This is a genomic window from Pseudomonas sp. LBUM1646 (genome assembly GCF_059716165.1).
In genome coordinates this window covers 6,361,651-6,388,055 of the sequence record NZ_CP166810.1, presented here as the reverse complement: position 1 = coordinate 6,388,055, position 26,405 = coordinate 6,361,651, and the positions used below count along the sequence as shown (strand labels likewise).

Below are 26,405 nucleotides of genomic sequence, written 5' to 3'. Positions count from 1 at the left end.
AGGGTCATGAGTACAAAAGTCATCAGCCTGGTGTCCATCGGCGCCCACCCCACCTCCGGCCGGCCACGCCGCGCCGAGCAGGATGCGCGCGCCGTGGAACTGGGCCTGCAACTGGCTGGGGATAACCTGCAAGTGCTGCATGCTGGCGACGTCGCGGAACCGGCGCTGCGTGCCTATCTGGGCATGGGCCTGGAACAACTGCATGTGCTGGAACAACCGGTAGGCGCCGATGCGCTGCCGGCGTTGACCGCCTATTTGCGTGATGCCGGGGCCCAAGTCGTGTTGACCGGCAGCCAGGCAGAAACCGGTGAAGGTTCGGGCATGCTGCCGTTTTTGCTGGCCGAAAGCCTCGGCTGGCCGCTGGTGGTGGGCTTGGCTCAGGTCGAATCCATCGACGGCAACTCGGCCCTGGTGTTGCAAGCCTTGCCGCGCGGTCAGCGTCGTCGCTTGAAAGTGCGGCTGCCGTTTCTGGCGACTGTGGATAACGCTGCACCAAAACCCCGGCAGAGCGCCTACGGCCCCGCCCGGCGTGGGGTGTTGCAGGCCGATGAAGTTGAAGTCATCGACGATGAATTGCTGGCGGTTGCGACCCTGCAACCGGCCAAGCCACGGCCTAAACGCTTGAAAGTGATCAAGGCCAAGAGCGGCGCCGACCGCATGAAAGCCGCGACGGCCAAGGCCAGTGGTGGCGGCGGGCAAGTGCTCAAAGGCGTGACCGCGCAAGCGGGGGCGGAAGCCATCCTCAAATTGCTGATCGAAGAAGGCGTCGTCCGCTGATTGTTCCCACGCTCTGCGTGGGAATGCCGCCCGGGACGCTCCGCGTCCCTCTTTGTCTGCCTGAAACACAGAGCGTAAGCACGCTCGCCATCATCCTGTCGGAGAACGTAATGCCCGTTGAATTTCGTTCGGCCCTGCGCGCGGATGCGCGGGAGATTGCTCGCTTGTTTCAGATTTCATCGGAAGGCGCGGCTGATTACATCTGGAGCCAATTGGCCCGGCCCGGCCAGGATCTACTGGAGGTCGGCGCCAGTCGCTACGCCCGTGAAGACGTCGATTTCTCCTACCAGAACTGCCTGATCGCGCAGGCAGAGGGCGAAGTCATCGGCATGTTGCACAGCTACGTGATGCGTCACGATCCGTTGGCCACGCCGGTTACCGATCCAGTTCTGGCGCCGTATGCCACGATGGAAATCCCCGAAACACTCTATATTTCGAGCCTGGCGCTGCACGAAGGCTGGCGCAATCAGGGTTTGGGCCAACAGTTTCTCGCCTATGCCTACGACCGCGCCAATCAGCTGGGGCTCAACGGCTTGAGCCTGATCGACTACGCGGCCAATACCGGTGCCTGCCGGTTCTATCAACGGCATGGCTTTCGTATCGTCGACACCTGCCAGATCACGCCGCATCCGATGATTCGGGTAACGGGGGAGGCCTATCTGATGTACCGCCCGTGAGGGGCCATACATAAAACCGAAGGTTACCCACAATCCCTGTTATCACTTCTGTGGATAACATGTTCGCCCCTCGCTACACACCATACAAATCAGGCCCTACAACCCTTCGTACAAAAAACAACCAACCTAACCCACGGTTTTTTCGGGCTTTTTCCCGAGGATAAGTTTGCCCACGGGCCAATACTTGCCCCCAATCTCTGTTGGCGCTTCTGTGGATAAGATGTTCGCTGTCCGCCACAGACCATATAAACCGGGTCTTTCAGGCGTCTGATCAAATAACAACCAAATCACCGTTTTAAGACGAAAAATTTACCACAAACCCCGATTTATCAAGCTTTGCGCAGGTTTTCCACAGAACAGCCAAAGTTGCCCCCAAAGTCTGTTGGCGCTTCTGTGGATAAGGTGTTCGCCATCCTCTGTAAGCCATGTAAAACGTGCTCTGTAAGCTTTCGATCAAAAAACAACCAATTGCCGTTCAGAACCGTGCTTCTGGATAAGTCACGGTTTTTCTTCACTATTTGTCGAGAGATTTCCCAGAAATCCAACACTTGTCCCCATTTGCTGTGGGCGAAGGTGTGGATAACTTGTTCGCTAAACCCTGCAAGCCACGCCACGCATAGGGCCGAACGCGATAGATCAGATTTCGTACAGTTCTAAGGCACTTCCTTGACTTCAAACTGTCGCGTGTCTTCACTCACCAGTTACCAAGGACAGCCGTCACTTATCCACATCTGGTTCAGGGAGAACGCGTGATGGATAGCCAGCCCCACCGCTCGCACCCCATTCCCTGCACGACCTGCGTCCCGGCCGCCGCGACTTCGCTGCGCAAGCGAACCCATCGCCGGGCCGCCAATCAGCGTGCGCGTCTATAGCGCCAGACCTTTGCACTGACACAGCTTGCTGCCGCCGGGTTCGCCCGGTGGCCAGGTGTTCGTTCGTCCATTGATCGCAGGCAACCGCAGAGTTGCCCCATCAGCCTGAGAGGAAAACAACCATGACCCGGATCGCTACGCCCATCAGTGACATCAAGGAACATTACGACGTGATCGTCATCGGCTCCGGCTATGGCGGCGGGATCGCGGCTTCGCGTCTGTCCCGGGCCGGCAAGCGGGTGTGCCTGCTGGAGCGCGGGCGGGAGATGCAGCCTGGCGAGTACCCGAACACCATGATCGCGGCCACCGAGGAATTGCAGGTACATGACCCGGACGGCCACATCGGTTCCCGCACCGGGTTGTTCGACCTGCACGTCAACGCCCAGCAGAACGTGGTGGTCGGCTGTGGCTTGGGCGGCACCTCGCTGATCAACGCCAACGTCGCTCTGGAACCGGAACCCGGTGTGTTCGACGACCCGCGCTGGCCGCTGGCGGTGCGTGAACATCGCGACACTTTGCTCGAGGACGGTTACGCCCGGGCCCGGGAGATGCTCAAACCGATGCCGTATCCCAGCACCTCACCGGTGCTGCCAAAGCTCGAAGCCAACAAAAAGTCAGCGGATTACCTCAAGCAAGGCACGCATTTTTACCGGCCGCCGATCAACGTGACCTTCGACAAACTGCCGAGCAACCTCAACCACGTCGGCGTCGAGCAACTGCCTTGCAACAACTGTGGCGACTGCGTTTCTGGCTGTAACAACAAGGCCAAGAACACCACGCTGATGAACTATCTGCCGGACGCCTGCAACCATGGCGCGGAGATATTCTGCCAGGCCGAGGTGCGGCACCTGGAGCGCGACGGCGATGGCTGGATCGTGCACTTCCAGTACCTGGACAGCGGCCGCGAGAAGTTCTCGGCGCCGACGCTGTTCGTCAAAGCCGACATCGTGGTCGTTTCCGCCGGCACCTTGGGTTCCACCGAAATCCTCCTGCGCTCCCGGGACAAAGGCCTGTCGACCTCCAACCAGCTCGGCGAAAACATGAGCGGCAATGGCGACATCCTCGGCTTTGGCCACAACTGCGAACAAGCGATCAACGGCATCGGGTTCGGCGCGCACCCGGCCAAGGAGTTGCACCCGGTCGGCCCGTGCATCACCTCGATTATCGACATGCGCACCGAAGGCGACTGGCGCAGCCGCATGGTCATCGAAGAAGGCTCGATCCCCGGCGCCCTCGGCCGGCCGATGGTGCCGAGCATGGCCGGGTTCGCCGAGTTGATCGGCGTGGCCACCGACGACAGCTTCACCGGCAAGCTGAAATACAAGGAGCGCGAAGCCGAAAGCTTCCTGCGTGGCCCGTATTACGGCGCGCTGCACAACATGCAGACGTACCTGATCATGAGCCACGACGACGGCAAGGGCCGGATGGTGCTCGACAGCAAGGATCAGCTGCGCATCGATTGGCCGGGCGTCGGCGAGCAAGAGAACGTCAAACTCGGCAACGAGCGCCTGCACCTGAGCACCAAGGCGCTGGGCGGGATCTGGGTCGAGAACCCGATCTGGACCAAACTGCTCAAGCACAGCATCGTCTCGGTCCACCCCTTGGGCGGCTGCGTCATGGGCGAAGACGCGGGGCAGGGCGTGGTCAACCACAAGGGCCAGGTATTCTGCGGTGCGACTGGCACTGACGTGTACGCCGGTTTGTACGTGACCGACGGTGCGGTGATCCCGACCTCGTTGGCGGTCAATCCGCTGCTGACCATCTCGGCGGTGAGCGAACGCAACATGGGCCTGCTGGCGGCGGATCGCGGTTGGCAGATCGACTACACGCTGCCCTCGGCACCGCGCAAACAAGTGGCGCCGCCGACCCTCGGCGTGCAGTTCACCGAAACCATGAAAGGCTACTTCTCCAAGGACTTCACCCTGCCTCAGGGCACCGATCTGCCGTTGTATGAAACAGCGGCCAAGCGCGGCGAATCGGAAAACTCACCGATCGAGTTCACCCTGACCATCACCGCCAACGACCTCAATCGCATGATCAAGGAACCGGAGCACGCCGCGACCCTGGTCGGCACATTGAACGCGCCAGGCCTGTCGCCGCAACCGCTAACCGCCAGCAACGGCGTGTTCAACCTGTTCGAGCAGTTCGAGGAACAGGTCGGCGTGCGCCACATGAAATACGACATGAAACTGACCGCCGAGGACGGCCACGACTATTTCTTCAGCGCCTTCAAAACCGTGCCCGAAGACAATGGCGTGCTGAACATCTGGCACGACACCAGCACCCTCTACGTCACGCTGTATAACGGGCCGGACAAGTCCGGCGCGGTGCTCGGTTCCGGCGTCATGCACATCCATCCAACCGACTTCGCCAAGCAAATGACCACCATGAAAGTGCTCAACGCCCGCAACGAGCGCGAGCGCATTGAAGGCCTGGCGCGGTTTGGCAAGTTCTTCGCCGGCATCCTGTGGGAGAGTTACGGCGGGGTGTTTGCCGGCGACATCTACTTCAACCCTGACGCGCCGCCACGGCTGAAACGGCCGCTGGATGCGCCAACCCCGAGCGTGCATTTCTTCCAGACCGAGGACAACGTCGAACTGCGCCTGACCCGTTATCAGGGCGGCAGCAAAGGGCCGGTGATGCTGGTGCATGGGTTGGGCGTGGGCTCGAATATTTTCTCCACTGACACCATCCAGACCAACCTGCTGGAATTCCTGTGCAAGCACGAGTACGACGTCTGGCTCCTGGATTTGCGGGTGAGCATCCTGCTGCCGGCGAGCAAGAAGGAATGGAATGGCGACCAGATCGCCGAGTACGACTTCAAGGCCGCCATCCAGCAAATCCGGCAGGCGACCCAGGCGAAGGACGTGCAGTGCGTGGTGCATTGCTACGGCGCGACGACGTTCTTCATGTCGCTGCTGGCCGGGTTGCAAGGCGTGCGGTCGGTGGTTTGCTCGCAGATTGCCGCGGATACGGTCGTGGCCACGGCCACCGGGCTCAAGGCCGGTTTGCACCTGCCGGGGATGCTCGATGCCATCGGGGTCAAATCCCTCACGGCTTACGCCGATAACAAGGAGAACTGGTTCAACAAACTCTACGACAAAGCCCTCAACGGCTACGCGCGGATTGAAGCCCAGGGCTATTGCACCAACCCGGTGTGTCACCGCATCACCTTCATGTACGCGTCGCTGTACCGCCACGACACCCTCAATGAAACCCTGCACGACAACCTGCACGAACTGTTCGGTGAGTCGAACATGCAGACCTTCGAGCACTTGGCGCTGATCGTACGCAAAGGGCATCTGGTGAACTTCAAGGGTGAAGACGTCTACATGTCGCACTTCGACCGGCTGAGCATGCCGATCTGCTTTATCAGCGGCGCGGACAACCAGTGCTACCTGCCGGAAAGCACGCTCAAGACCTATGAGCGGGTGTGCAAAGTCCACGGGCCGGAACGTTACAGCCGGCAAGTGGTGCCGGGTTACGGCCATATCGACTGCATGTTCGGCAAGGACGCGGTGGTCGACGTGTACCCGATCATCCTGCAACACCTGGAGAAGACAGCTGTCGGCTAGCACCGATCGTTCCCACGCTCTGCGTGGGAATGCATCCCGTGACGCTCTGCGTCACAAGAGCGGACGCGGAGCGTCCATGGCGGCATTCCCACGCAGAGCGTGGGAACGATCTGGGGATAAAAAATGGACAGTTACATCCGCTGGTTTCAACGCTTTATCTGGCTAGGCATCGTGATGAACATGTTCTTCGCGCTGCCAGCCCTGTTCGCCCCGGCGCTGCTGACGTCGATGCTCGGCCTGCCGCCGCAACTCTCCGATCCCTGGCTGGAAAACGCCGGCATGTTGCTGGTGGGCATCAGCGTGTTCTACATGCCGTCTGGGTTCAACGCGCCACGGTTCGTGGTGCATTCCTGGTTGTGCGTGCTGTCGCGGCTGATCGCCGTGGCGTTCTGGATCTACCTGATCAACACCAGCAACCAGGCCACGGTGTTCGTGCCGATGTTTCTCGGCGATCTGAGCATGTTTCTGATCCTCGGGATCCTGCTGTACCTCGGCACCACGCCGGCTAATCGGCCGTTGGCGTTGCTCTGCGACGGCTGGCGGGAATGGCGCGCGGGTTGGGCGCTGCGTTGGCAAAGCCACGGCTTCAAGGTCGGGACGCTGATCGTGGTGCTGCTGCTCGGGTTTATCGGCTACGAAACCTGGTACCAGATGCTGCGAGTGGTGCCAGCGGAGAAATACGCTTCCGACGAAGATCACTACAAATACGCCGCCATCGGCCTTGGCATCGAAGCGCGCATCCCCTATTACCTGTTCGCCGTGCTGCCGCAGATGTGCCCGGAGAAACTGCCGAAACCCGGCGGTTATGAAGTCTTCGGTTTCCTCTACGAAAACGGCAAGGACCTGCCCATTGGCATGGCCAAGCGGCAGATCGGCTACCCGACGGTCGAACCGAATTGCGCCCTGTGTCACACCGGTTCCTACCGCGCCAATGCCGGCGAAATCGCTACTCCGGTGGCCACCGCGCCGGCCAACACCCTGCAACTGCAAGCTTTCCAGTGGTTCGCCTACGATTGCGCCAGCGACCCAAAATTCACCACCGACGCGGTGATGACCGCGATCAACAGCAAGTTCCAGCTCGGCTTTTTCGAGCGAATTTACAACCGCTACCTGATCATCCCGATGGCCAAGAGCGCGCTGCTGAAACAGAAACAGGCCTACGCCTGGCAGAAGCTGCGTCCACCACAAGGGCCGGGGCGCACCGACACCTTCAACCCGACCAAAATGGTGGTGTTCGGCTTCCCGGATGACTCGACCATCGGCACCGTCGACCTGCCGCAAGTCTGGAACCAGAAACCCCGGGAATCGCTGTACCTGCACTGGGACGGCAACAACAACGACATCCACGAACGCAACTACGCGGCGGCGATGGCCGTGGGCGCCACGCCGGAATCGGTGCTGCCCGAAAGCTTCAATCGCGTGACCAACTGGCTGCTCGGTACCAAACCGCCGGCTTGGCCGTGGGCGCTGGATCAGGCCAAGGTCGCCCAAGGCAAACCGGTCTGGGACAAGAACTGCGCCGGTTGCCATGAGTTCGGCCGTACCGACACCGGGCAGGTCACCACCAATATCGAAGAACTGGGCACCGATCCCCATCGGCTGGACTCGTTCACCACCGGTCTAGTGAGCGCGTTCCACGGCTTCAAAAAACCGCCGTTTGACTTCAACGCCTATCGCAAGACCCAGAGCTACAGCAACACCCCGACCGACGGCGTCTGGATGCGCGCGCCTTATCTACACAACGGTTCAGTGCCGACGCTGTGGGATTTGCTGCAACCACCGGAACAGCGGCCGCAGGTGTTCTTCACCGGTTCCGACGTCTACGACCAGGAGAAGGTCGGCTTCGTCACCAGCGGCGCCCAGGCGAAAGCTTCGGCGGATTTCAAATACGACACGCGATTGGAAGGCAACCACAACAGCGGCCACCTGTATGGCACGCAGCTGTCGGACATCGATAAACGGGCGCTCATCGAATTCATGAAAACCCTGTGATCCCACTACGGATGGAGGAATGCCAACATGTCATTAGTCAGTCATTGGGAACATGAGTACGACAAGGTCAAAGTGCGCCTGCACGGGCTGTTCACGCGGCTGGAAATGTCCTGGAAGAAACTCGTCAGCGAGCTGGAGCCGGAAGAGTTCGAGGCCATCGTCGCGCTGCTGCAGCGCGGTCACGATCAGGCGCAATACGTGCTCAAGCACGGCGACTTGCCGGACGATGAACCGAGTGTGCCGTGGGAGTTGTCCCACGGCTTGTCGATCCTGCATATCGGCAACGCCACGCCGTTGCCGCAATCCACCGACGAGTTGCAAACCCGAGTGCTCAAGGACGGCAGTTTGCTCGGTTGTCGCAAATGGGAACTGCTGGACCTGCTGTGGAGCGAAGCGCTGCTGAAGTGGATTGAAAACTTGCGCCATCACGCGCCATTCGCCACCACCCCGGCGCTGATGAAAATGGACAGTGACGTGATCCTGGCAATCGCCGGCGACTGGGGCACCGGGCCGTTTGACAGCCATGCCCCGGCGGTGGCGGTGGCCAACCAGATGCAACTGGCCCAGGCCGATTTCACCATTCACCTGGGGGACGTGTATTACGCCGGTACCCATTCCCAGGAAGACGTCGACATGGTCGGCTGGCCCATGGGCAAGCACGGCTCGTTCACGCTCAATTCCAACCACGAGATGTACAGCGGCGCCCATGGCTACTACAAGGAATTGGCCAAGCGCTTCCCGACGCAGCAGGGCACCAGCTATTTCGCGCTGTACAACGATGACTGGCTGGTGGTCGGGCTCGACAGCGCGTACGCCTCGGATGCGATCAACCTGTACATGGACGGCACGCTGAACAAGGAACAGATCGCCTGGATGAAAGAGCTGCCCCAGCGCAGGAAGATCATGGTGCTCAGCCATCACCAGGGCTTCGACATCTCCGGGCACAACAAGACCGCGCTGTATCAAACGGTGTGTGATGCCTTGGGGCGTGAGCCGGATTATTGGTATTGGGGGCATTTGCACAACGGCATCTGCTACGCCGCCCAGGGTGGGCTGCATGCGCGGTGTGCCGGGCATGGGGCGATTCCGTATGGCAATGCCAGTGAACTGGACGGGCATTCGCGGGTGTTGTGGTCGGAAACGCAGAATGCGCGGGATGAGGCGTACCCGGACCGGGTGTTGAATGGTTATGTGAAAGTGCGGTTGGTGGGGGAGAACATTGAGGAGACGTTTATTGGCGAGGATGGATCGGTGCGGTGGTCTTCCCGCACATGATCGTTCCCACGCTCCGCGTGGGAATGCCTCAATGGACGCTCCGCGTCCGCTCTTGGGACGCGGAGCGTCCCGGGCTGCATTCCCACGCAGAGCGTGGGAACGATCATGGTCAGGTCAGCCCTGAACCGGCACGCCCTTGAGGTAAGCCGCCGGCTCAGCCCCGAGATTGTTCAACAGCCGCTCGCTGTACCAATCCACAAAATTCACCACGCCAAACTCATACGTCTTGGAGTAAGGCCCAGGCTGGTAAGCCGTGGAGTTGATCCCGCGCTGGTTTTCTTCGGCCAGGCGCCGGTCCTGGTCGTTGGTCGCGTCCCAGACTTTACGCATGCGCTCGACGTCGTAATCCACCCCTTCAACCGCATCCTTGTGCACGATCCACTTGGTGGTGACCATGGTTTCCTGGGCGCTGATCGGCCACACGGTGAAGACGATGATGTGATCGCCCATGCAGTGGTTCCACGAGTGCGGCAAGTGCAGGATGCGCATCGAGCCGAGGTCCGGGTTCTTGATCCGGCCCATGAGTTTGGCGCAGCCCTGTTTGCCGTCGAGGGTCATCGACACGGTGCCCTTGAGCAGCGGCATGCGCACGATGCGGTTACGCAGGCCGAAACTGGCGTGGGCGTAAGGAATCTTCTCGGCATCCCAGGCCGCGGCGGAGGCGGCGACATGGTCCTTGAACGCCTGGTCGGCGCGCGGGTCAGTGACATCGTCCCATTCCAGCAGGGTTTTCAGCAGTTCCGGGTGCGACGCGTTGCAGTGGTAGCACTCGCGGTTGTTTTCCAGCACCAGTTTCCAGTTAGCTTTTTCGAACAAGGTGGTCTGGATCGCCACCTTGGTGTTTTCCATGTCGTACGGTTCCATGTAATGGTTCAGCGTCGACAGGAAGTCATCAATGGCCGGCGGATTTTCCGACAGGCTAATGAAGATGTAACCACCCGCCGTTTTCACGCTCACCGGTTTGAGGCCGTACTGCTTCATGTCGAAGTCGGCGCCCATTTCGGTGCCAGCGAATAGCAGGCGACCGTCGAGTTCATACGTCCACTGGTGGTAGTGGCAAACCAGCTTGGCGACCTTGCCTTTTTCACTGGTGCACAGCCGCGAACCACGGTGGCGGCAAACGTTGTGGAACGCATGCACCACGCCTTCGGCGCCGCGAATCACGATGATCGGGTTCTTGCCGACTTGCAGGGTCAGGTAGTTGCCCTTGGTCGGGATTTCGCAGGTCATACCGGCGATCAACCACTCTTTCTGGAAGATCTCCTGCATGTCGATATCAAACAGCCGCTCGTCAGAGTAAAACGGCTGCGGCAGCGAGAAAGTGCGCTCGCGCTCTTGCAGCATCTGCGCGGTGGCCTTGCGTGCGGGTTCCAGCGGATCGCCCAGGCTGATTTTTGCGGTGACGTCCATCGATGTGATCCTCAAGGCCTTTCTGTGAGGCCGGCGAAAGTGACTAATCAGGTTTGCTACGCAAGGTGTAAAGAATCTGTATTTGTGTGAAGCGAGTGTGGGGCCGGCGCACACCAGAACCTTATCCATGGGCGACATGGCCCAATCTGTTCCCGACGCGCAACCCCCGGTAGTTGGGGGCTGGTCGCGATAAGTATGTGAATGTCGCAGATAGGTAAATGGATGGCTCGCGCTATACGCAGAATCGCCAACATAAGGCCGACCATCGGCGGTGGAGAACAGCATGTCCAACAGCTTCCTGAATCCGGTAACCACCCAGACCTGGGCCAATGGTCGACACATCGTCCGTTGCGTCAAAGTCATCCAGGAAACCTGGGACGTGCGCACCTTCTGCTTTATGGCCGATCAGCCGATCCTGTTCTTCTTCAAGCCCGGGCAGTTCGTGACCCTGGAGCTGGAAATCGACGGCGTGCCGATCATGCGTTCGTACACCATTTCCAGCTCGCCGTCGGTGCCGTACAGCTTTTCGGTGACCATCAAGCGTGTGCCGGGGGGCAAGGTCTCTAACTGGCTGCACGACACCTTGCACGAAGGCCAGGAGTTGGCGGTGCACGGGCCGGTCGGGCTGTTCAACGCCATGGACTTCACCGCGCCGAAGGTTTTGTACCTCAGCGGCGGCGTCGGGATCACGCCGGTCATGTCGATGGCCCGCTGGTTCTACGACACCAACGGCAACGTCGACATGGTGTTTATCCACAGCGCCCGTTCGCCGAAAGACATCATCTATCACCGCGAGCTGGAGCACATGGCGTCGCGGATCGACAACTTCAGTCTGCATCTGATCTGCGAGAAGCACGGTCTGGGCGAGCCGTGGGCCGGTTATCGCGGTTACCTGAACTACAAGATGCTGGAACTGATGGCCCCGGACTTCCTTGAACGCGAAGTTTTCTGCTGCGGCCCGACGCCGTACATGAACGCGGTCAAGCGCATGCTTGAAGCAGTTGGCTTCGACATGAGCCGTTATCACGAGGAATCCTTCGGTGCGACGCCTCCGGAAGCCCGCGCCGATGCGGTGGAGCAGGCGGAAATCGCCGCCGACGCACCGGATATCGATGTGGCGGACCTGCATCAGGTGGAATTCACCGCGTCCGGCAAGAGCATTCGTGTGGCGCCGGGGGAAACCGTCCATGCTGCTGCGGCCAAGCTTGGCCTGCTGATTCCGAAGGCTTGCGGGATGGGGATCTGCGGGACGTGCAAGGTGATGAAGCTGGGCGGGGAAGTCGAAATGGACCACAACGGCGGGATTACCGAGGAAGACGAAGCGGAAGGGTTCATCCTGTCGTGCTGCAGCGTGCCGAAGGGTGACGTGCGGATTGAGTTCTAACGCACACTGAGGAACTTCCCGTTCCCCTGTAGGAGCTGTCGAGTGAAACGAGGCGGCGATCTTTTGATGTTGTTTTTTAAGAGCAAGATCAAAAGATCGCCGCCTCGTTTCACTCGGCAGCTCCTACAAGGGCGTGCGTATTTCAGTCGACAAACAGGTCCGGCATCAGTTTGTCGGTGGAGTCCGGTTCAAACCGATACCCCTCGAAATCCTTAACCCCGTGTTCCCTCAAAACATCTTCATCAATCAGCAACCGCCCGGTAATGCTGCGTCCAGTGCTGTCCAGAATGATGTGGGCGGCATCCGCCATGATCGCCGGCGTTCGTGCGTGTTTGAAGGACTCCCGCGAGCCAAGCTGAAATTCGATGGCCGCCGTGGCAATCATCGTCTGCGGCCATAGCGAGTTGACGCTGATGCCGTAATTGGCGAATTCCTCGCTCATACCCAATGTCAGCATGCTCATGCCGTACTTGGTCACGGTGTAAGGGCTGTATTGCGCGAACCATTTCGTCGCCAGGTTCAACGGCGGCGACAGGTTGAGGATGTGGCCCTTGGATTTTTTCAGATAGGGCAGGGCCGCCTGGCTACAGAGCAACACCGCGCGGGTGTTGATCTGGTGCATCAGGTCGAAACGCTTGAGTTCGATGTGCTGAACCCCGGTCAACTTGATCGCCCCGGCATTGTTGACCAGCGCATCAATCCCGCCGAAATGCTCATTGGCCCGGGCCAGCGCCTCACGCACTGCGACTTCATCACGCACATCCACTTGCAGGGCCAACGCCTTGCCACCCGCGGCTTCAACTTCCTCGGCCACGCTGAAAATCGTGCCTGGCAGCTTGGCATGCGGCTCGGCACTCTTGGCCGCAATCACAATATTGGCCCCGTCCCGCGCAGCTCGCAGCGCGATCTCACGTCCGATGCCACGGCTGGCGCCGGTGATGAACAGGGTTTTGCCTTGTTGGGACATGCGTGCGCTCCTGATTGTTATTGTCTGAGCAAATTAATGTAGTCCAAGATGTGCCGCACGATGATCGTTCCCACGCTCCGCGTGGGAATGCCTCTCGGGACGCTCCGCGTTCCTGCTTCACCGACTACGCATCGCCGGACATCGTTGTGACGCAGAGCGTCACGGGCTGCATTCCCACGCGGAGCGTGGGAACGATCATTCAGTACCATCGCTGAATCTGAATTAGTCCTTCCTGGCCTGCGTAATCTCGGGCGCTTGAATATCGCCAATGCTCCGGCAAATCCACATACCCGCGCTTCACTGGGTTGTAGTGGATGTAATCCAGCTTCTGGCGCATTACCGTTTCGCTGTACACCATCTCCGCATGTGAACCCTCCTGCCACAACTGATACACCCGATCCTTCTTGTGCGCACGTTTGCTGAAACGCAGGCGCTGCAATGCGCGCTCGGCACCTTTGCTTTGCAAGTCGTCGATAATTTGTCGGGCGGTAAAGGATTTGAACTGGCTGAGGCACTTGCTCAGGTCTGGAGCCTGAGCAACGAAATGCAGATGGTTTTCCAGCACTACATAGCCGTACAACTTCAGATCTTGATGGGTTTGTTGATAGCGCCAGCAACTGAGCAGGTGATCGACGATGTAAGGCCGGATGAATAGCGGGAGCCATTCCAGGAGAGTGCAGGTGAGAAAGTGAGGTTTGTCAGGTTCGGTGATGGTGTAGCGGCTTCGACCCATGGGTGCATTCCTTTGCGTGGGAATGACTAGGGTGAGCTCGGTTGTGTGGTGGTGCTAGCGGACAGAGCCGCGGAGCGAGTGGGAAATTACGACGCGCCACAACTGATCGTTCCCACGCTCCGCGTGGGAATGCAGCCCGTGACGCTCCGCGTCACAACGGTGGTCGGCTCTACATCGGTGGTGAAGCTGGAACGCGGAGCGTCCCGAGAGGCATTCCCACGCGGAGCGTGGGAACGATCGGGTCGCTGATTAGCGGGACATGACTTCGCGAATGTCCGCCGCCAATTCGCGCACGCGTTCTTCTTCGGTGTCCCACGAGCACATGAAGCGGGCGCCGCCGTTGCCGATGAAGGTGTAGAAGCGCCAGCCCTTGGCGGTCAGGGCGGCGATGGCCGGTTCCGAGAGTTGCAGGAATACGCCGTTGGCTTGCACCGGGAACATCAGTTCCACGCCTTGAATGTCGCTGACCAGTTCCGCCAGCAGTTGCGCGCAGTGGTTGGCGTGTTTGGCGTATTTGAGCCAGGCGTCGTTTTCCAGGATGCCGACCCACGGGGCCGAGAGGAAACGCATCTTCGAGGCCAGTTGCCCAGCCTGTTTGCAGCGGTAGTCGAAGTCTTCCGCCAGTTTGTGGTTGAAGAACAGGATCGCCTCGCCCACGGCCATGCCGTTTTTCGTGCCGCCGAAGCACAACACATCGACGCCGGCCTTCCAGGTCAGGTCCGCCGGGGTGCAGCCGAGGAACGCGCAGGCGTTGGAGAAGCGCGCGCCGTCCATGTGCAGGTTCAGGCCCAGCTCTTTGCAGGTGACGCTGATGGCGCGGATTTCTTCCGGGGTGTAGACGCTGCCGACTTCAGTGGCTTGGGTCAGGGTCACCACGCGGGGTTTCGGGTAGTGGATGTCTTGGCGTTTGAGGGCGACTTCGCGGATCGATTCCGGGGTCAGCTTGCCGTTTTCAGTGCGAGCGACCAGCAGTTTGGAGCCGTTGGAAAAGAATTCCGGCGCGCCGCATTCGTCGGTTTCGACGTGGGCGGTTTCCGAGCAGATCACGCTGTGGTAACTCTGGCACAGCGACGACAGGGCCAGGGAGTTGGCCGCGGTGCCGTTGAAGGCGAAGAACACTTCGCAGTCGGTTTCAAACAGTTTGCGGAAGTCGTCGGACGCTCGTGCGGTCCATTCGTCGTCGCCGTAAGCGCGCTGGTGGCCGTGGTTGGCCTGTTCCATGGCGGCCCAGGCTTCAGGGCAGATACCGGAATAGTTGTCGCTGGCGAATTGTTGGCTCTTATCGGTCATGGCCTGATTCCGTGTTCAAAACCCTTATGGTGAAGAGTTTTGTGGTCAATGATGGTGCGCACTTTACCGAAGATCGTCCGGGGAGCACACGCGATGATGCTGTCAGAAAAATACACATTTGACGGGCAATTATGCACATGACGCAAAGGGACGGCGCGCTGGATCTGCTCAAGTGGCTGGCGCTGCTGAGCATGGTGCTCGATCACCTGCGATATGTCGGGTACTCCGTCGATTTTCTGTATGTGCCGGGGCGATTGGCGTTTCCGTGGTTCTGTCTGGCGATGGCGGCGAATCTGTCTCGGACACGTACCGCCACAACAAATGGTCAGTGGCGTTACTTGGGTTGGTTGATCGCGTTTAGCGCCATCAGCGAAATCCCCTATCGAATCTACATTCCTGATCCCGACACGTTAAACGTGATGCCTACGTTGGTGCTCGGTCTGCTGGTGGCGCGGGGCTGGCAGCAGCCGACGCTTCAATCACGATTGTTGGCGGTCGGCGCCGTTTTACTCGCGGCGCTGTTCCCGGAGCGACTGATGTTCGGTTTCTTCGGCGTGATGTTGCCCTTGGCGATGTTGCTGGTGATCCGCCGGCCCTGGTATTTCAGTCTGTTGCCGGGGCTGGTGTGCCTGGCGGCCAATCAATGGCAGGTGCTGTATGGCGCGGCGCGGATGGGTAATGGCGCGGCGATCTTCGGCATTGCCGCTTGTCTGATCGCGCCATTGCTCGGGTTGTTGCTGTTGCGACACGCCAGCCGCCTCAAGCCACCGCCCATGCGTCGCTGGGCGTACGCGCTCTATCCTGCGCACTTCCTCGCGCTATTGGCCTTACGACAGGTTCTCGCGTAACCCCGGTAGAAGCTGCCATTTCAGCCCATGTCGTAAACGCACCTTTGCGTGGCGTCCATAGGCATTTGACCTGTCTGCGCCGGTCATACCATCGCATCCAAAGGGCACTGCCGAAAGGTACGTGCCTCACCGAGACGAAAGGCGCACAAGCCGCCGCTGGGAGAGACGCGATGTTCAGCAAGCAAGACCAGATCAAGGGCTACGACGATGCACTGCTGGCGGCGATGAATGCCGAGGAGCAACGCCAGGAAGATCACATCGAACTGATCGCGTCAGAGAACTACACCAGCAAACGCGTCATGGAAGCGCAAGGCAGTGGCCTGACCAACAAATACGCCGAAGGTTATCCGGGCAAGCGCTACTACGGTGGTTGCGAGCACGTCGATAAAGTTGAAGCGCTGGCCATCGAACGCGCCAAGCAGCTGTTCGGCGCCGATTACGCCAACGTCCAACCGCACTCCGGTTCTTCCGCTAACAGCGCCGTTTACCTGGCCCTGATCCAGCCGGGCGACACCATTCTCGGCATGAGCCTGGCCCACGGCGGTCACCTGACCCACGGCGCCAAAGTGTCGTCCTCGGGCAAGCTGTACAACGCCGTGCAGTACGGCATCGACGTCAAGACCGGTTTGATTGATTACGACGAAGTCGAACGCCTGGCCGTCGAGTGCAAACCGAAAATGATCGTCGCCGGGTTCTCCGCTTACTCCAAGACCCTCGACTTCCCGCGCTTCCGGCAGATTGCCGACAAGGTCGGTGCACTGCTGTTCGTCGACATGGCCCACGTGGCCGGTCTGGTCGCTGCTGGCCTGTACCCGAACCCGCTGCCTTACGCTGACGTGGTCACCACCACCACGCACAAGACCCTGCGCGGTCCGCGTGGCGGCCTGATCCTGTGCAAGGCCAACGAAGAGATCGAGAAAAAGCTCAACTCCGCCGTATTCCCCGGCGCTCAGGGCGGCCCACTGATGCACGTCATCGCGGGTAAAGCGGTGTGCTTCAAGGAAGCGTTGGAGCCAGGTTTCAAGGCCTACCAACAACAAGTGATCGACAACGCCCAGGCCATGGCCGGCGTGTTTATCAAACGCGGCTACGATGTAGTGTCCGGCGGTACTGACAACCACCTGTTCCTGGTCAGCCTGATCCGTCAGGGCCTCACCGGCAAAGACGCGGACGCCGCCCTCGGTCGCGCCCACATCACCGTGAACAAGAACGCTGTACCGAACGATCCACAGTCGCCGTTCGTGACCTCCGGCCTGCGCATCGGCACCCCGGCGGTGACCACACGCGGCTTCAAGGTGACCCAGTGCGTGACGCTGGCCGGCTGGATCTGCGACATCCTCGACAACCTCGGCGATGCCGACGTTGAAGCGAATGTGGCGCAGCAAGTGGCAGCCCTGTGCGCGGACTTCCCGGTTTATCGCTGAGCGCGGTTTTGGAGTAAATGACTATGCAACGCTATTCGGGCTTCGGCCTCTTCAAACACTCCCTCAGCCATCACGAAAACTGGCAGAAAATGTGGCGCACGCCGACCCCTAAAAAGGTCTATGACGTGGTCATCGTCGGCGGTGGCGGGCATGGTCTCGCCACGGCTTACTACCTGGCCAAAGAACACGGCATCACCAACGTGGCCGTGGTCGAGAAAGGCTGGCTGGGCGGCGGTAACACCGCGCGCAACACCACCATCGTTCGCTCCAACTACCTGTGGGACGAGTCGGCGCACCTGTACGAACACGCGATGAAACTGTGGGAAGGCCTGTCCCAGGACCTGAACTACAACGTGATGTTCTCCCAGCGCGGCGTTTACAACCTGTGCCACACCCTGCAAGACATTCGTGATTCCGAGCGTCGGGTCAGCGCCAACCGCCTCAACGGCGTGGACGGCGAACTGCTCGATGCCAAGCAAGTGGCGGACGAGATTCCGTACCTCGACTGCTCCAAGAACACCCGCTACCCGGTGCTGGGCGCCACCGTTCAGCGCCGTGGCGGCGTGGCTCGTCACGATGCCGTGGCGTGGGGCTTTGCCCGTGCCGCCGATGCCTTGGGCGTGGACTTGATCCAGCAGACCGAAGTGATCGGTTTCCGCAAGGAAAACGGCGTGTGCATCGGCGTTGAAACCAACAAAGGCTTCATCGGCGCCAAGCGCGTCGGCGTAGTGACCGCCGGTAACTCCGGGCACATGGCCAAACTTGCCGGTTTCCGCCTGCCGATCGAATCCCACCCGCTGCAAGCGCTGGTGTCCGAGCCGATCAAACCGATTATCGACAGCGTGATCATGTCCAACGCCGTGCACGGTTACATCAGCCAGTCCGACAAGGGCGACCTGGTGATCGGTGCCGGTATCGACGGCTACAACGGCTACGGCCAGCGCGGTTCGTACCCGGTGATCGAGCACACCATCCAGGCCATCGTCGAGATGTTCCCGGTGTTGTCCCGCGTCCGCATGAACCGGCAGTGGGGCGGCATCGTCGACACCACGCCGGATGCGTGCCCGATCATTTCGAAAACCCCGGTGCCGAACATGTTCTTCAACTGCGGTTGGGGCACCGGTGGCTTCAAGGCGACACCTGGCTCGGGCAACGTGTTTGCCGCGAGTCTGGCCAAGGGTGAAATGCACCCATTGGCCGCACCTTTCTCCATCGACCGTTTCCACAACGGTGCGTTGATCGATGAACACGGCGCTGCTGCGGTTGCCCACTAACAGGAGAAATCCCCATGTTGCATATCTTCTGTCCTCACTGCGGCGAGCTGCGCTCCGAAGAGGAATTCCACGCATCCGGCCAGGCGCACATCCCGCGTCCACTGGATCCGACGACCTGCACCGACGAGGAGTGGGGTGACTACATGTTCTTCCGCGATAACCCGCGCGGTCTGCACCACGAACTGTGGATCCACGCCGCCGGTTGCCGTCAGTACTTCAACGCGACCCGCGACACCGTGACCTACGAGATTCTCGAAACCTACAAGATCGGCACCAAGCCACAATTCACCGACAAGACCGATAGCTCGAAAGCGGCTACGACGGCTCTGGGAGAGAAGGTATGAGCCAGATCAATCGCCTGTCCAACGGCGGACGGATCGACCGCAACAAAGTGCTGAGCTTCACTTTCAACGGTCAGGTGTACAAAGGCTTTGAAGGCGACTCGCTGGCCGCAGCCCTGCTGGCCAACGGCGTCGACATCATCGGTCGCAGCTTCAAGTATTCCCGCCCGCGCGGCATCTTCGCCGCCGGTGCTGAAGAGCCGAACGCGGTGCTGCAGATCGGCGCTACCGAAGCCACGCAAATCCCGAACGTGCGCGCCACGCAACAAGCGCTGTACCAAGGTTTGGTCGCCACCAGCACCAACGGCTGGCCGAGCGTGAACAACGACATGATGGGGATTCTCGGCAAGGTCGGCGGCAAGCTGATGCCGCCGGGCTTCTACTACAAAACCTTCATGTACCCGCAATCGTTCTGGATGACCTACGAGAAGTACATTCGTAAGGCCGCCGGTCTTGGCCGCTCGCCGACCGAGAACGATCCGGACACCTACGACTACATGAACCAGCACTGCGACGTGCTGATCGTCGGCGCCGGCCCTGCGGGTCTGGCCGCGGCACTGGCCGCTGCGCGCAGCGGTGCTCGTGTGATCCTGGCTGATGAGCAGGAAGAGTTCGGCGGCAGCCTGCTCGATTCCCGCGAAAGCCTCGACGGCAAACCGGCCACCGAATGGGTTGCCAGCGTCATCGCCGAACTGAAAGACACCCCGGACGTGCTGCTGTTGCCGCGCGCCACGGTCAACGGCTACCACGACCATAACTTCCTGACCATTCACGAACGCCTGACCGATCACCTCGGCGACCGCGCGCCGATTGGCCAGGTACGTCAGCGTATCCACCGGGTTCGCGCTAAACGTGTAGTGCTGGCGACCGGTGCTTGCGAGCGTCCGCTGCTCTACGGCAATAACGACGTGCCGGGCAACATGCTTGCTGGCGCTGTGTCGACTTACGTTCGTCGTTACGGCGTGGCACCGGGCAAGAAACTGGTGCTGTCGACCAACAACGACCACGCCTACCGCGTTGCATTGGATTGGCTCGACGCCAGCCAGCAAGTGGTGGCCATCGCCGACGCCCGCAGTAACCCGCGCGGTGCGCTGGTGGAAGAAGCCCGCGCCAAAGGCATCCGCATCCTGACCGGCAGCGCCGTGATCGAGGCCCGTGGCACCAAGCGCGTCACCGCTGCTCGCATTGCCGCGATTGATGTCAAAGCCCACGCCGTGACCAGTCCTGGCGAATGGCTGGATTGCGACCTCGTTGCCACCTCCGGCGGCTACAGCCCGGTGGTCCACTTGGCTTCGCACCTGGGCGGCAAACCGACCTGGCGTGAAGACATCCTCGGTTTCGTGCCGGGCGAAGCCCCGCAGAAACGCGTGTGCGTCGGTGGCATCAACGGCGTCTATGGCCTCGGCGATTCCCTGGCCGATGGTTTTGAAGGTGGTGCTCGCGCGGCCAGTGAAGCCGGTTTCAGCGTGGTTGAAGGCACCTTGCCGAAAGCCCTGAGCCGTCTCGAAGAACCGACCCTGGCGCTGTTCCAGGTCCCGCATGAAAAGAACACCGCACGGGCGCCGAAGCAATTCGTCGACCTGCAGAACGACGTGACTGCCGCCGCCATCGAACTGGCGACCCGCGAAGGTTTCGAGTCGGTCGAGCACGTCAAACGCTATACCGCACTGGGCTTCGGTACCGATCAGGGCAAGCTCGGCAACGTCAACGGCCTGGCCATCGCCGCCCGTTCGTTGAACGTGACCATCCCGCAGATGGGCACCACCATGTTCCGCCCGAACTACACGCCGGTGACTTTCGGCGCCGTGGCCGGTCGTCACTGTGGGCACATCTTCGAGCCAGTACGTTTCACCGCGCTGCATCACTGGCATGTGAAAAACGGTGCTGAATTCGAAGACGTCGGTCAGTGGAAACGTCCTTGGTACTTCCCGAAAAACGGCGAAGACCTGCACGCCGCGATCAAGCGCGAATGCAAAGCCGTGCGCGACAGCGTTGGCCTGCTGGACGCTTCAACCCTGGGCAAGATCGACATTCAAGGCCCGGATGCCCGCGAGTTCCTCAACCGCATCTACACCAACGCCTGGACCAAGCTCGACGTGGGCAAGGCGCGTTACGGTTTGATGTGTAAAGAAGACGGCATGGTCTTCGACGACGGCGTAACGGCTTGCCTGGCTGACAACCATTTCGTGATGACCACCACCACCGGCGGCGCTGCACGCGTGCTGCAGTGGCTGGAAATCTACCAACAGACCGAATGGCCAGACCTGAAGGTGTACTTCACCTCCGTGACGGATCACTGGGCAACCATGACCCTGTCCGGGCCGAACAGTCGCAAGCTGCTCAGTGAAGTCACTGACATCGACCTGACCAACGAAGCGTTCCCGTTCATGACCTGGAAAGAAGGCCTGGTCGGCGGTGTGCCGGCGCGGGTGTTCCGGATTTCGTTTACCGGTGAACTGTCGTACGAAGTCAACGTACAAGCCGACTACGCCATGGGCGTGCTTGAGAAAATCGTCGCGGCGGGCAAGCAGTACAACCTGACCCCGTACGGCACTGAAACCATGCACGTACTGCGGGCGGAGAAGGGCTTCATCATCGTCGGCCAGGACACTGACGGCTCGATGACCCCGGACGACTTGAACATGGGTTGGTGTGTCGGTCGCACCAAACCGTTCTCGTGGATCGGCCAGCGTGGCATGAACCGCGAAGACTGCGTGCGTGATCAACGCAAGCAACTGGTGGGCCTGAAGCCGATCGATCCGACCAAATGGCTGCCGGAAGGGGCGCAACTGGTGTTCAACACCAAGCAAACCATCCCGATGACCATGGTTGGCCACGTGACCTCCAGCTACGCGCACAACTCCCTCGGCTATTCGTTTGCCATGGGCGTGGTCAAGGGCGGCTTGAAGCGCATCGGTGAGCGTGTGTTCGCACCGCTGGCCGATGGCAGCGTGATCGAGGCGGAGATTGTTTCTTCGGTGTTCTTCGATCCGAAAGGCGATCGCCAGAACATCTGAAACTGATCGTTCCCACGCTCCGCGTGGGAATGCATCCCGGGACGCTCCGCGTCCCAAGAACGGACGCAGAGCGTCCATGGCGGCATTCCCACGCAGAGCGTGGGAACGATCAACAAAAGAAAGGTGCTTTATGACCGCAGCCAATGTGTACCAACAACGCCCAACCACCGGGGCCAAGGCCGAGTCGTCGCTGCATCATGCCGACCTCGCCAGCCTGGTGGGCAAGGGCCGCAAAAACGCCGGCGTGATCGTGCGTGAGAAAAAACTCCTCGGCCACCTGACGATTCGTGGCGATGGCCACGATGCCGCGTTCAGCGCTGGCGTACACAAGGCCCTTGGCATCGAATTGCCCGGCGCGCTGTCCGTCATCGTCAAAGGCGAAACCAGCCTGCAATGGGTGGGGCCGGATGAATGGCTGCTGATCGTGCCGACCGGTGAAGAATTCGCCGCCGAGCAAAAACTCCGTGAAGCGCTGGGCGACCTGCATATCCAGATCGTCAACGTCAGCGGTGGCCAGCAGATCCTCGAACTGAGCGGCCCGAACGTGCGCCAGGTGCTGATGAAATCCACCAGCTACGACGTGCACCCCAACAGCTTCCCGGTGGGCAAGGCTGTCGGCACGGTGTTCGCCAAGTCGCAACTGGTGATCCGCCACACCGCTGAAGACACCTGGGAACTGCTGATTCGTCGCAGTTTCTCGGATTACTGGTGGTTGTGGTTGCAGGATGCGGCTGCCGAATACGGGTTGAGCGTTCAGGCGTAATGATCGTTCCCACGCTCTGCGTGGGAATGCATCCCGGGACGCTCCGCGTCCCAAAGGCGGACGCAGAGCGTCCATGGCGGCATTCCCACGCAGAGCGTGGGAACGATCAGAGGAGAGACACGACTATGAGCCGCGCCCCAGACACATGGATTCTGACCGCCGACTGCCCAAGCGTCCTCGGCACCGTGGATGCGGTGACCCGCTTTCTGTTCGAGCAGGGCTGCTACGTCACCGAGCACCATTCCTTCGATGACCGGCTCTCGGGTCGTTTCTTCATTCGCGTGGAATTCCGCCAGCCTGACGGTTTCGACGAGCAAGCCTTCCGCGCCGGTCTCGCAGAACGTGGTGCCAATTTCGGGATGATCTTCGAACTGACCGAGCCGAACTACCGGCCAAAAGTGGTGATCATGGTCTCCAAGGCCGATCACTGCCTTAACGACTTGCTCTACCGTCAGCGCATCGGCCAGTTGTCGATGGACGTGGCCGCCGTGGTCTCCAACCACCCGGACCTCAAACCGTTGGCGGACTGGCACCAGATTCCGTACTACCACTTCCCGTTGGACCCGAACGACAAACCGTCGCAAGAGCGTCAGGTGTTGCAGGTGATCGAAGAGTCCGGCGCCGAACTGGTGATTCTCGCCCGTTACATGCAGGTCCTGTCGCCGGAGCTGTGCCGCAAACTCGACGGCAAGGCGATCAATATTCACCACTCCCTGCTGCCGGGTTTCAAGGGTGCCAAGCCGTATCACCAGGCCTACAACAAGGGCGTGAAACTGGTTGGCGCTACGGCGCACTACATCAACAACGACCTGGACGAAGGCCCGATCATCGCCCAGGGCGTGGAGGCGGTGGACCACAGTCATTACCCGGAAGACCTGATCGCCAAGGGGCGGGATATTGAAGGGCTGACATTGGCGCGGGCCGTGGGTTATCACATTGAGCGGCGAGTGTTTTTGAACGCGAATAGAACCGTCGTTCTTTAGATCGCTATCGCGGGCAAGCCTTGCCCGCGAAGAGTCCCTGAAAAAGCAGCACAAAAAGACACAAGCACTAACCCGAGCAATCAACGCGCCGCCGCTCCATGGCGACGCGACCGCTACATAAAAACAACAGCGAGGTGAAAGCATGTCTGGCAATCGTGGTGTGGTGTATCTCGGCAATGGCAAGGTCGAAATACAGAAAATCGACTATCCGAAAATGCAGGACCCGCGCGGCAGGAAGATTAACCACGCTGTCATCCTGCGTGTGGTGTCCACCAACATCTGTGGTTCCGATCAGCACATGGTGCGCGGTCGTACCACGGCGCAAACCGGCCTGGTCCTGGGTCACGAAATCACCGGTGAAGTGATCGAGAAGGGCAGCGACGTCGAAAACCTGCAAATCGGCGACTTGGTGTCCGTACCGTTCAACGTGGCTTGCGGGCGCTGCCGTTCCTGCAAAGAGATGCACACCGGCGTTTGCCTGAGCGTTAACCCGGCCCGTCCCGGCGGTGCTTACGGTTATGTCGACATGGGTGACTGGACCGGTGGCCAGGCTGAATACGCGATGGTGCCGTATGCCGACTTCAACCTGCTGAAACTCCCGGATCGCGATCGTGCGATGGAAAAAATCCGCGACCTGACCTGTCTCTCCGACATTCTGCCAACTGGTTACCACGGCGCCGTGACGGCTGGCGTTGGTCCGGGCAGCACCGTGTACATCGCAGGTGCCGGCCCGGTCGGTCTGGCCGCTGCCGCCTCCGCTCGCCTGCTGGGTGCAGCAGTGGTGATCATCGGTGACGTCAACACTGTTCGTCTGGCGCACGCCAAGGCTCAGGGTTTCGAAATTGCCGACCTGTCCCTCGACACCCCGCTGCACGAGCAAATCGCTGCACTGCTGGGCGAGCCGGAAGTGGATTGCGCCGTCGACGCCGTAGGCTTCGAAGCGCGCGGTCACGGCCATGACGGCGTTAAGCACGAAGCTCCGGCCACCGTGCTCAACTCGCTGATGGGCGTGGTCCGTGTTGCCGGCAAAATCGGTATTCCAGGCCTGTACGTGACCGAAGATCCGGGTGCTGTGGATGCTGCCGCGAAAATGGGCAGCCTGAGCATTCGCTTCGGTCTGGGCTGGGCCAAATCCCACAGCTTCCACACCGGTCAAACGCCGGTGATGAAGTACAACCGCCAGCTGATGCAGGCGATCATGTGGGACCGCATCCACATTGCCGACATTGTTGGCGTGGAAGTCATCAGCCTGGATGACGCGCCACGTGGGTATGGCGAGTTCGATGCGGGTGTGCCGAAGAAGTTTGTGATCGATCCGCACAAGTTGTTCAGCGCGGCGTAAGGCTTCACGCAATGCAAAACGGCGACCTTAGGGTCGCCGATCGTTCCCACGCTCTGCGTGGGAATGCAGCCCGGGACGCTCCGCGTCCCAAAGCGTAACGCGGAGCGTCACTGGAGGCATTCCTTTGCTGCGCGTGGGAACGATCATTTACCGCGCCGCCAACGCCCCTTGATACAACACCGGCCCCGTCGGCTGTCCGGTCGGCGAGCCACCCTTCGGTTCAAGACTCACCGCCAACGCAATCGGCTTGCCGATCAGCACTTTCTGCGCATCGCTCAGCTCAATCTTGCCCTTGCCACCCGCCGGAATCACGCCGAGGGAAATCGGCTTGCCGTCCGCCGGAATCGCCCACAGCTCCAGGCTGCGACCCGGATCAACCACAGCCAACGTCAGCGGCTCGACTTGCAGGTAGTTTTCGTGCGCCTGAACCTTGAGTGCCGGCTGCGAATCGGCCGTCAGCAATGTCGCGCTGTAACGGGCCTCATCACGGTTGTAGAGCACGCTCAGGAACACGACCACCACCAGCGAACACACCGCCGCCGTCACTCGCATCCAGTTCCAGAATGAACGCTTCTCTGGCACATGCAGCTTTTGTGGCTCGATTCGCGCCGTGATGCCTTGCCACACGCGATCCGGCACCGGTTGCTCGGGCAACGCTTCGGTCAGGCTGGCCAGGCTGTCTTGCCAGTGCGCCAGTTCGGCGCGTAATGCCGCGTCTTCCAGCAGCAACTGTTCAAAGCGTCGGCGAGCGGCCGCGGGCATCAAGCCAATGGCGTAGTCGGCGGCGAGGGCGCGGCGCAAAGTCGGGGTTTGGTAGTTCATGATTCCAGGCACCTGCGCAGGCGCTCCATGCCACGGCGGATCCAGGATTTCACCGAGCCCAGTGGCGCGGCCAAATGCTCGGCCAGTTCCGAGCAGGACAGCCCTTGAAAGTAGGCGACGGTAATTGATTGACGCTGCATGCCTTCGAGGCTTTCCAGGCAGCGGTTCAGGGCGTTGACCTCGCGGGCGTTGTTCAATAACTCGTGGGCCGATGGGCTTTCATCCACCAGCGCCAGTTCTTCCAGATCGGTCAGCGGCCGGTCGCGGTGTTTGCGCAACTGGTCGATGGCTTGATTGCGGGTGATGTTGATCATCCAGGTCAGCGGAGCCGACAGGTGCGATTCATAGCGCGAGGCGTTGTTCCAGATACGTACGAAGCTTTCCTGCAGCACTTCTTCGGCCAGGTCATGGCGGCCCATGAACCGCAGGGCGACACCATGCAAGCGCGGGCCGACGCTGCGGTAAAGCGCCTCGAACGCCCGGCGGTCCCCCAGTGAGCACTGGGCCAGAAGCTGCCGGAGCTGATCGGTGTCGGCGGTGGAAATGGCTATTCTCCGGGCAATGGTGGATCGCTGGATGAGTCGGGCGAGTGGTTCAAAGGCTAGTTCAGTGGGAGCAGTCGTGCCATTCATCGCGCGG

The 26,405-nt window shown here is 60.5% G+C and carries 20 protein-coding genes; 14 read left to right on the top strand and 6 right to left on the bottom strand.

What is annotated here, in order from left to right:
* Nucleotides 1-6 precede the first annotated feature (6 nt).
* The 5 genes from etfB to ACA071_RS29125 all read left to right on the top strand — a co-directional run bounded on the left by etfB (nt 7) and on the right by ACA071_RS29125 (nt 9,168).
* Nucleotides 7-777, top strand: coding sequence for an electron transfer flavoprotein subunit beta (gene etfB / locus ACA071_RS29145; RefSeq protein WP_497642189.1), 771 nt, complete (start codon nt 7-9; stop codon nt 775-777).
* A gap of 110 nt (nt 778-887) precedes the next feature.
* Nucleotides 888-1,454 (top strand): GNAT family N-acetyltransferase, encoded by a 567-nt coding sequence (locus ACA071_RS29140; protein ID WP_497642188.1) that lies wholly within the window; start codon nt 888-890, stop codon nt 1,452-1,454.
* A gap of 994 nt (nt 1,455-2,448) precedes the next feature.
* Complete coding sequence (locus ACA071_RS29135; RefSeq protein WP_497642187.1) at nt 2,449-5,901, top strand: alpha/beta fold hydrolase; 3,453 nt, start codon at nt 2,449-2,451, stop codon at nt 5,899-5,901.
* Nucleotides 5,902-6,024: 123 nt separating this feature from the next.
* A complete protein-coding gene (locus ACA071_RS29130; RefSeq protein WP_497642186.1) occupies nt 6,025-7,893 on the top strand; it encodes a c-type cytochrome in 1,869 nt (622 codons plus the stop codon).
* Nucleotides 7,894-7,920: 27 nt separating this feature from the next.
* Nucleotides 7,921-9,168: a metallophosphoesterase family protein gene (locus ACA071_RS29125; RefSeq protein WP_497642185.1), complete on the top strand. Its 1,248-nt coding sequence runs from the start codon at nt 7,921-7,923 to the stop codon at nt 9,166-9,168.
* Nucleotides 9,169-9,282: 114 nt separating this feature from the next.
* Here ACA071_RS29125 and gbca read toward each other — a convergent pair whose 3' ends face one another.
* Complete coding sequence (gbca, locus tag ACA071_RS29120) at nt 9,283-10,578, bottom strand: glycine betaine monooxygenase oxygenase subunit (RefSeq protein ID WP_497642184.1); 1,296 nt, start codon at nt 10,576-10,578, stop codon at nt 9,283-9,285.
* Between the two features lie 283 nt (nt 10,579-10,861).
* Between gbca and gbcB the strand changes: the two genes are divergently transcribed.
* Complete coding sequence (gene gbcB, locus ACA071_RS29115; protein WP_497642183.1) at nt 10,862-11,962, top strand: glycine betaine monooxygenase reductase subunit; 1,101 nt, start codon at nt 10,862-10,864, stop codon at nt 11,960-11,962.
* Between the two features lie 142 nt (nt 11,963-12,104).
* Here the strand turns inward: gbcB and ACA071_RS29110 are convergent, their stop codons facing one another.
* From ACA071_RS29110 to ACA071_RS29100, 3 genes are all read right to left on the bottom strand, one after another.
* Entirely contained in the window at nt 12,105-12,929 is an 825-nt protein-coding gene (locus ACA071_RS29110) for an SDR family oxidoreductase (RefSeq protein WP_497642182.1), read from the bottom strand.
* A gap of 199 nt (nt 12,930-13,128) precedes the next feature.
* Nucleotides 13,129-13,662 (bottom strand): REP-associated tyrosine transposase, encoded by a 534-nt coding sequence (locus ACA071_RS29105; protein WP_497642181.1) that lies wholly within the window; start codon nt 13,660-13,662, stop codon nt 13,129-13,131.
* A 249-nt stretch (nt 13,663-13,911) separates the two neighbouring features.
* The gene (locus ACA071_RS29100) at nt 13,912-14,952 is read right to left on the bottom strand and encodes a threonine aldolase family protein (protein WP_123410384.1); all 1,041 of its coding nucleotides are present in this window, start codon (nt 14,950-14,952) and stop codon (nt 13,912-13,914) included.
* Nucleotides 14,953-15,083: 131 nt separating this feature from the next.
* On the opposite strand from ACA071_RS29100, the gene ACA071_RS29095 reads away from it, so the two are divergent.
* The 8 genes from ACA071_RS29095 (at nt 15,084) to fdhA (ending at nt 24,944) form a co-directional block, all read left to right on the top strand.
* Nucleotides 15,084-15,800, top strand: a complete 717-nt coding sequence (locus ACA071_RS29095; RefSeq protein ID WP_497642180.1) for a TraX family protein — start codon at nt 15,084-15,086, stop codon at nt 15,798-15,800.
* A gap of 170 nt (nt 15,801-15,970) precedes the next feature.
* Nucleotides 15,971-17,224, top strand: a complete 1,254-nt coding sequence (gene glyA, locus ACA071_RS29090; RefSeq protein ID WP_497642179.1) for a serine hydroxymethyltransferase — start codon at nt 15,971-15,973, stop codon at nt 17,222-17,224.
* Nucleotides 17,225-17,247: 23 nt separating this feature from the next.
* Nucleotides 17,248-18,498, top strand: a complete 1,251-nt coding sequence (locus ACA071_RS29085; RefSeq protein ID WP_123410388.1) for a sarcosine oxidase subunit beta — start codon at nt 17,248-17,250, stop codon at nt 18,496-18,498.
* A gap of 14 nt (nt 18,499-18,512) precedes the next feature.
* A complete protein-coding gene (locus tag ACA071_RS29080) occupies nt 18,513-18,842 on the top strand; it encodes a sarcosine oxidase subunit delta (protein WP_497642178.1) in 330 nt (109 codons plus the stop codon).
* Nucleotides 18,839-21,856, top strand: coding sequence for a sarcosine oxidase subunit alpha (locus ACA071_RS29075; RefSeq protein ID WP_497642177.1), 3,018 nt, complete (start codon nt 18,839-18,841; stop codon nt 21,854-21,856). Before ACA071_RS29080 ends, ACA071_RS29075 begins: the two co-directional genes overlap by 4 nt.
* 130 nt (nt 21,857-21,986) lie before the next feature.
* Nucleotides 21,987-22,619, top strand: a complete 633-nt coding sequence (locus ACA071_RS29070; protein WP_497642176.1) for a sarcosine oxidase subunit gamma — start codon at nt 21,987-21,989, stop codon at nt 22,617-22,619.
* Nucleotides 22,620-22,744: 125 nt separating this feature from the next.
* Nucleotides 22,745-23,602, top strand: coding sequence for a formyltetrahydrofolate deformylase (purU, locus tag ACA071_RS29065; RefSeq protein ID WP_497642175.1), 858 nt, complete (start codon nt 22,745-22,747; stop codon nt 23,600-23,602).
* A gap of 142 nt (nt 23,603-23,744) precedes the next feature.
* Nucleotides 23,745-24,944, top strand: a complete 1,200-nt coding sequence (fdhA, locus tag ACA071_RS29060; protein WP_007947729.1) for a formaldehyde dehydrogenase, glutathione-independent — start codon at nt 23,745-23,747, stop codon at nt 24,942-24,944.
* Between the two features lie 147 nt (nt 24,945-25,091).
* Here fdhA and ACA071_RS29055 read toward each other — a convergent pair whose 3' ends face one another.
* Together ACA071_RS29055 and ACA071_RS29050 are read right to left on the bottom strand one after the other, a co-directional pair.
* Nucleotides 25,092-25,766 carry an anti-sigma factor gene (locus tag ACA071_RS29055; RefSeq protein WP_497642174.1) on the bottom strand — a complete coding sequence of 225 codons (675 nt, stop codon included), beginning with the start codon at nt 25,764-25,766 and terminating at the stop codon, nt 25,092-25,094.
* Nucleotides 25,763-26,398, bottom strand: coding sequence for a sigma-70 family RNA polymerase sigma factor (locus tag ACA071_RS29050; protein WP_497642173.1), 636 nt, complete (start codon nt 26,396-26,398; stop codon nt 25,763-25,765). The genes ACA071_RS29055 and ACA071_RS29050 overlap by 4 nt, the downstream gene beginning before the upstream one ends.
* Between the last annotated feature and the right edge of the window lie 7 nt (nt 26,399-26,405).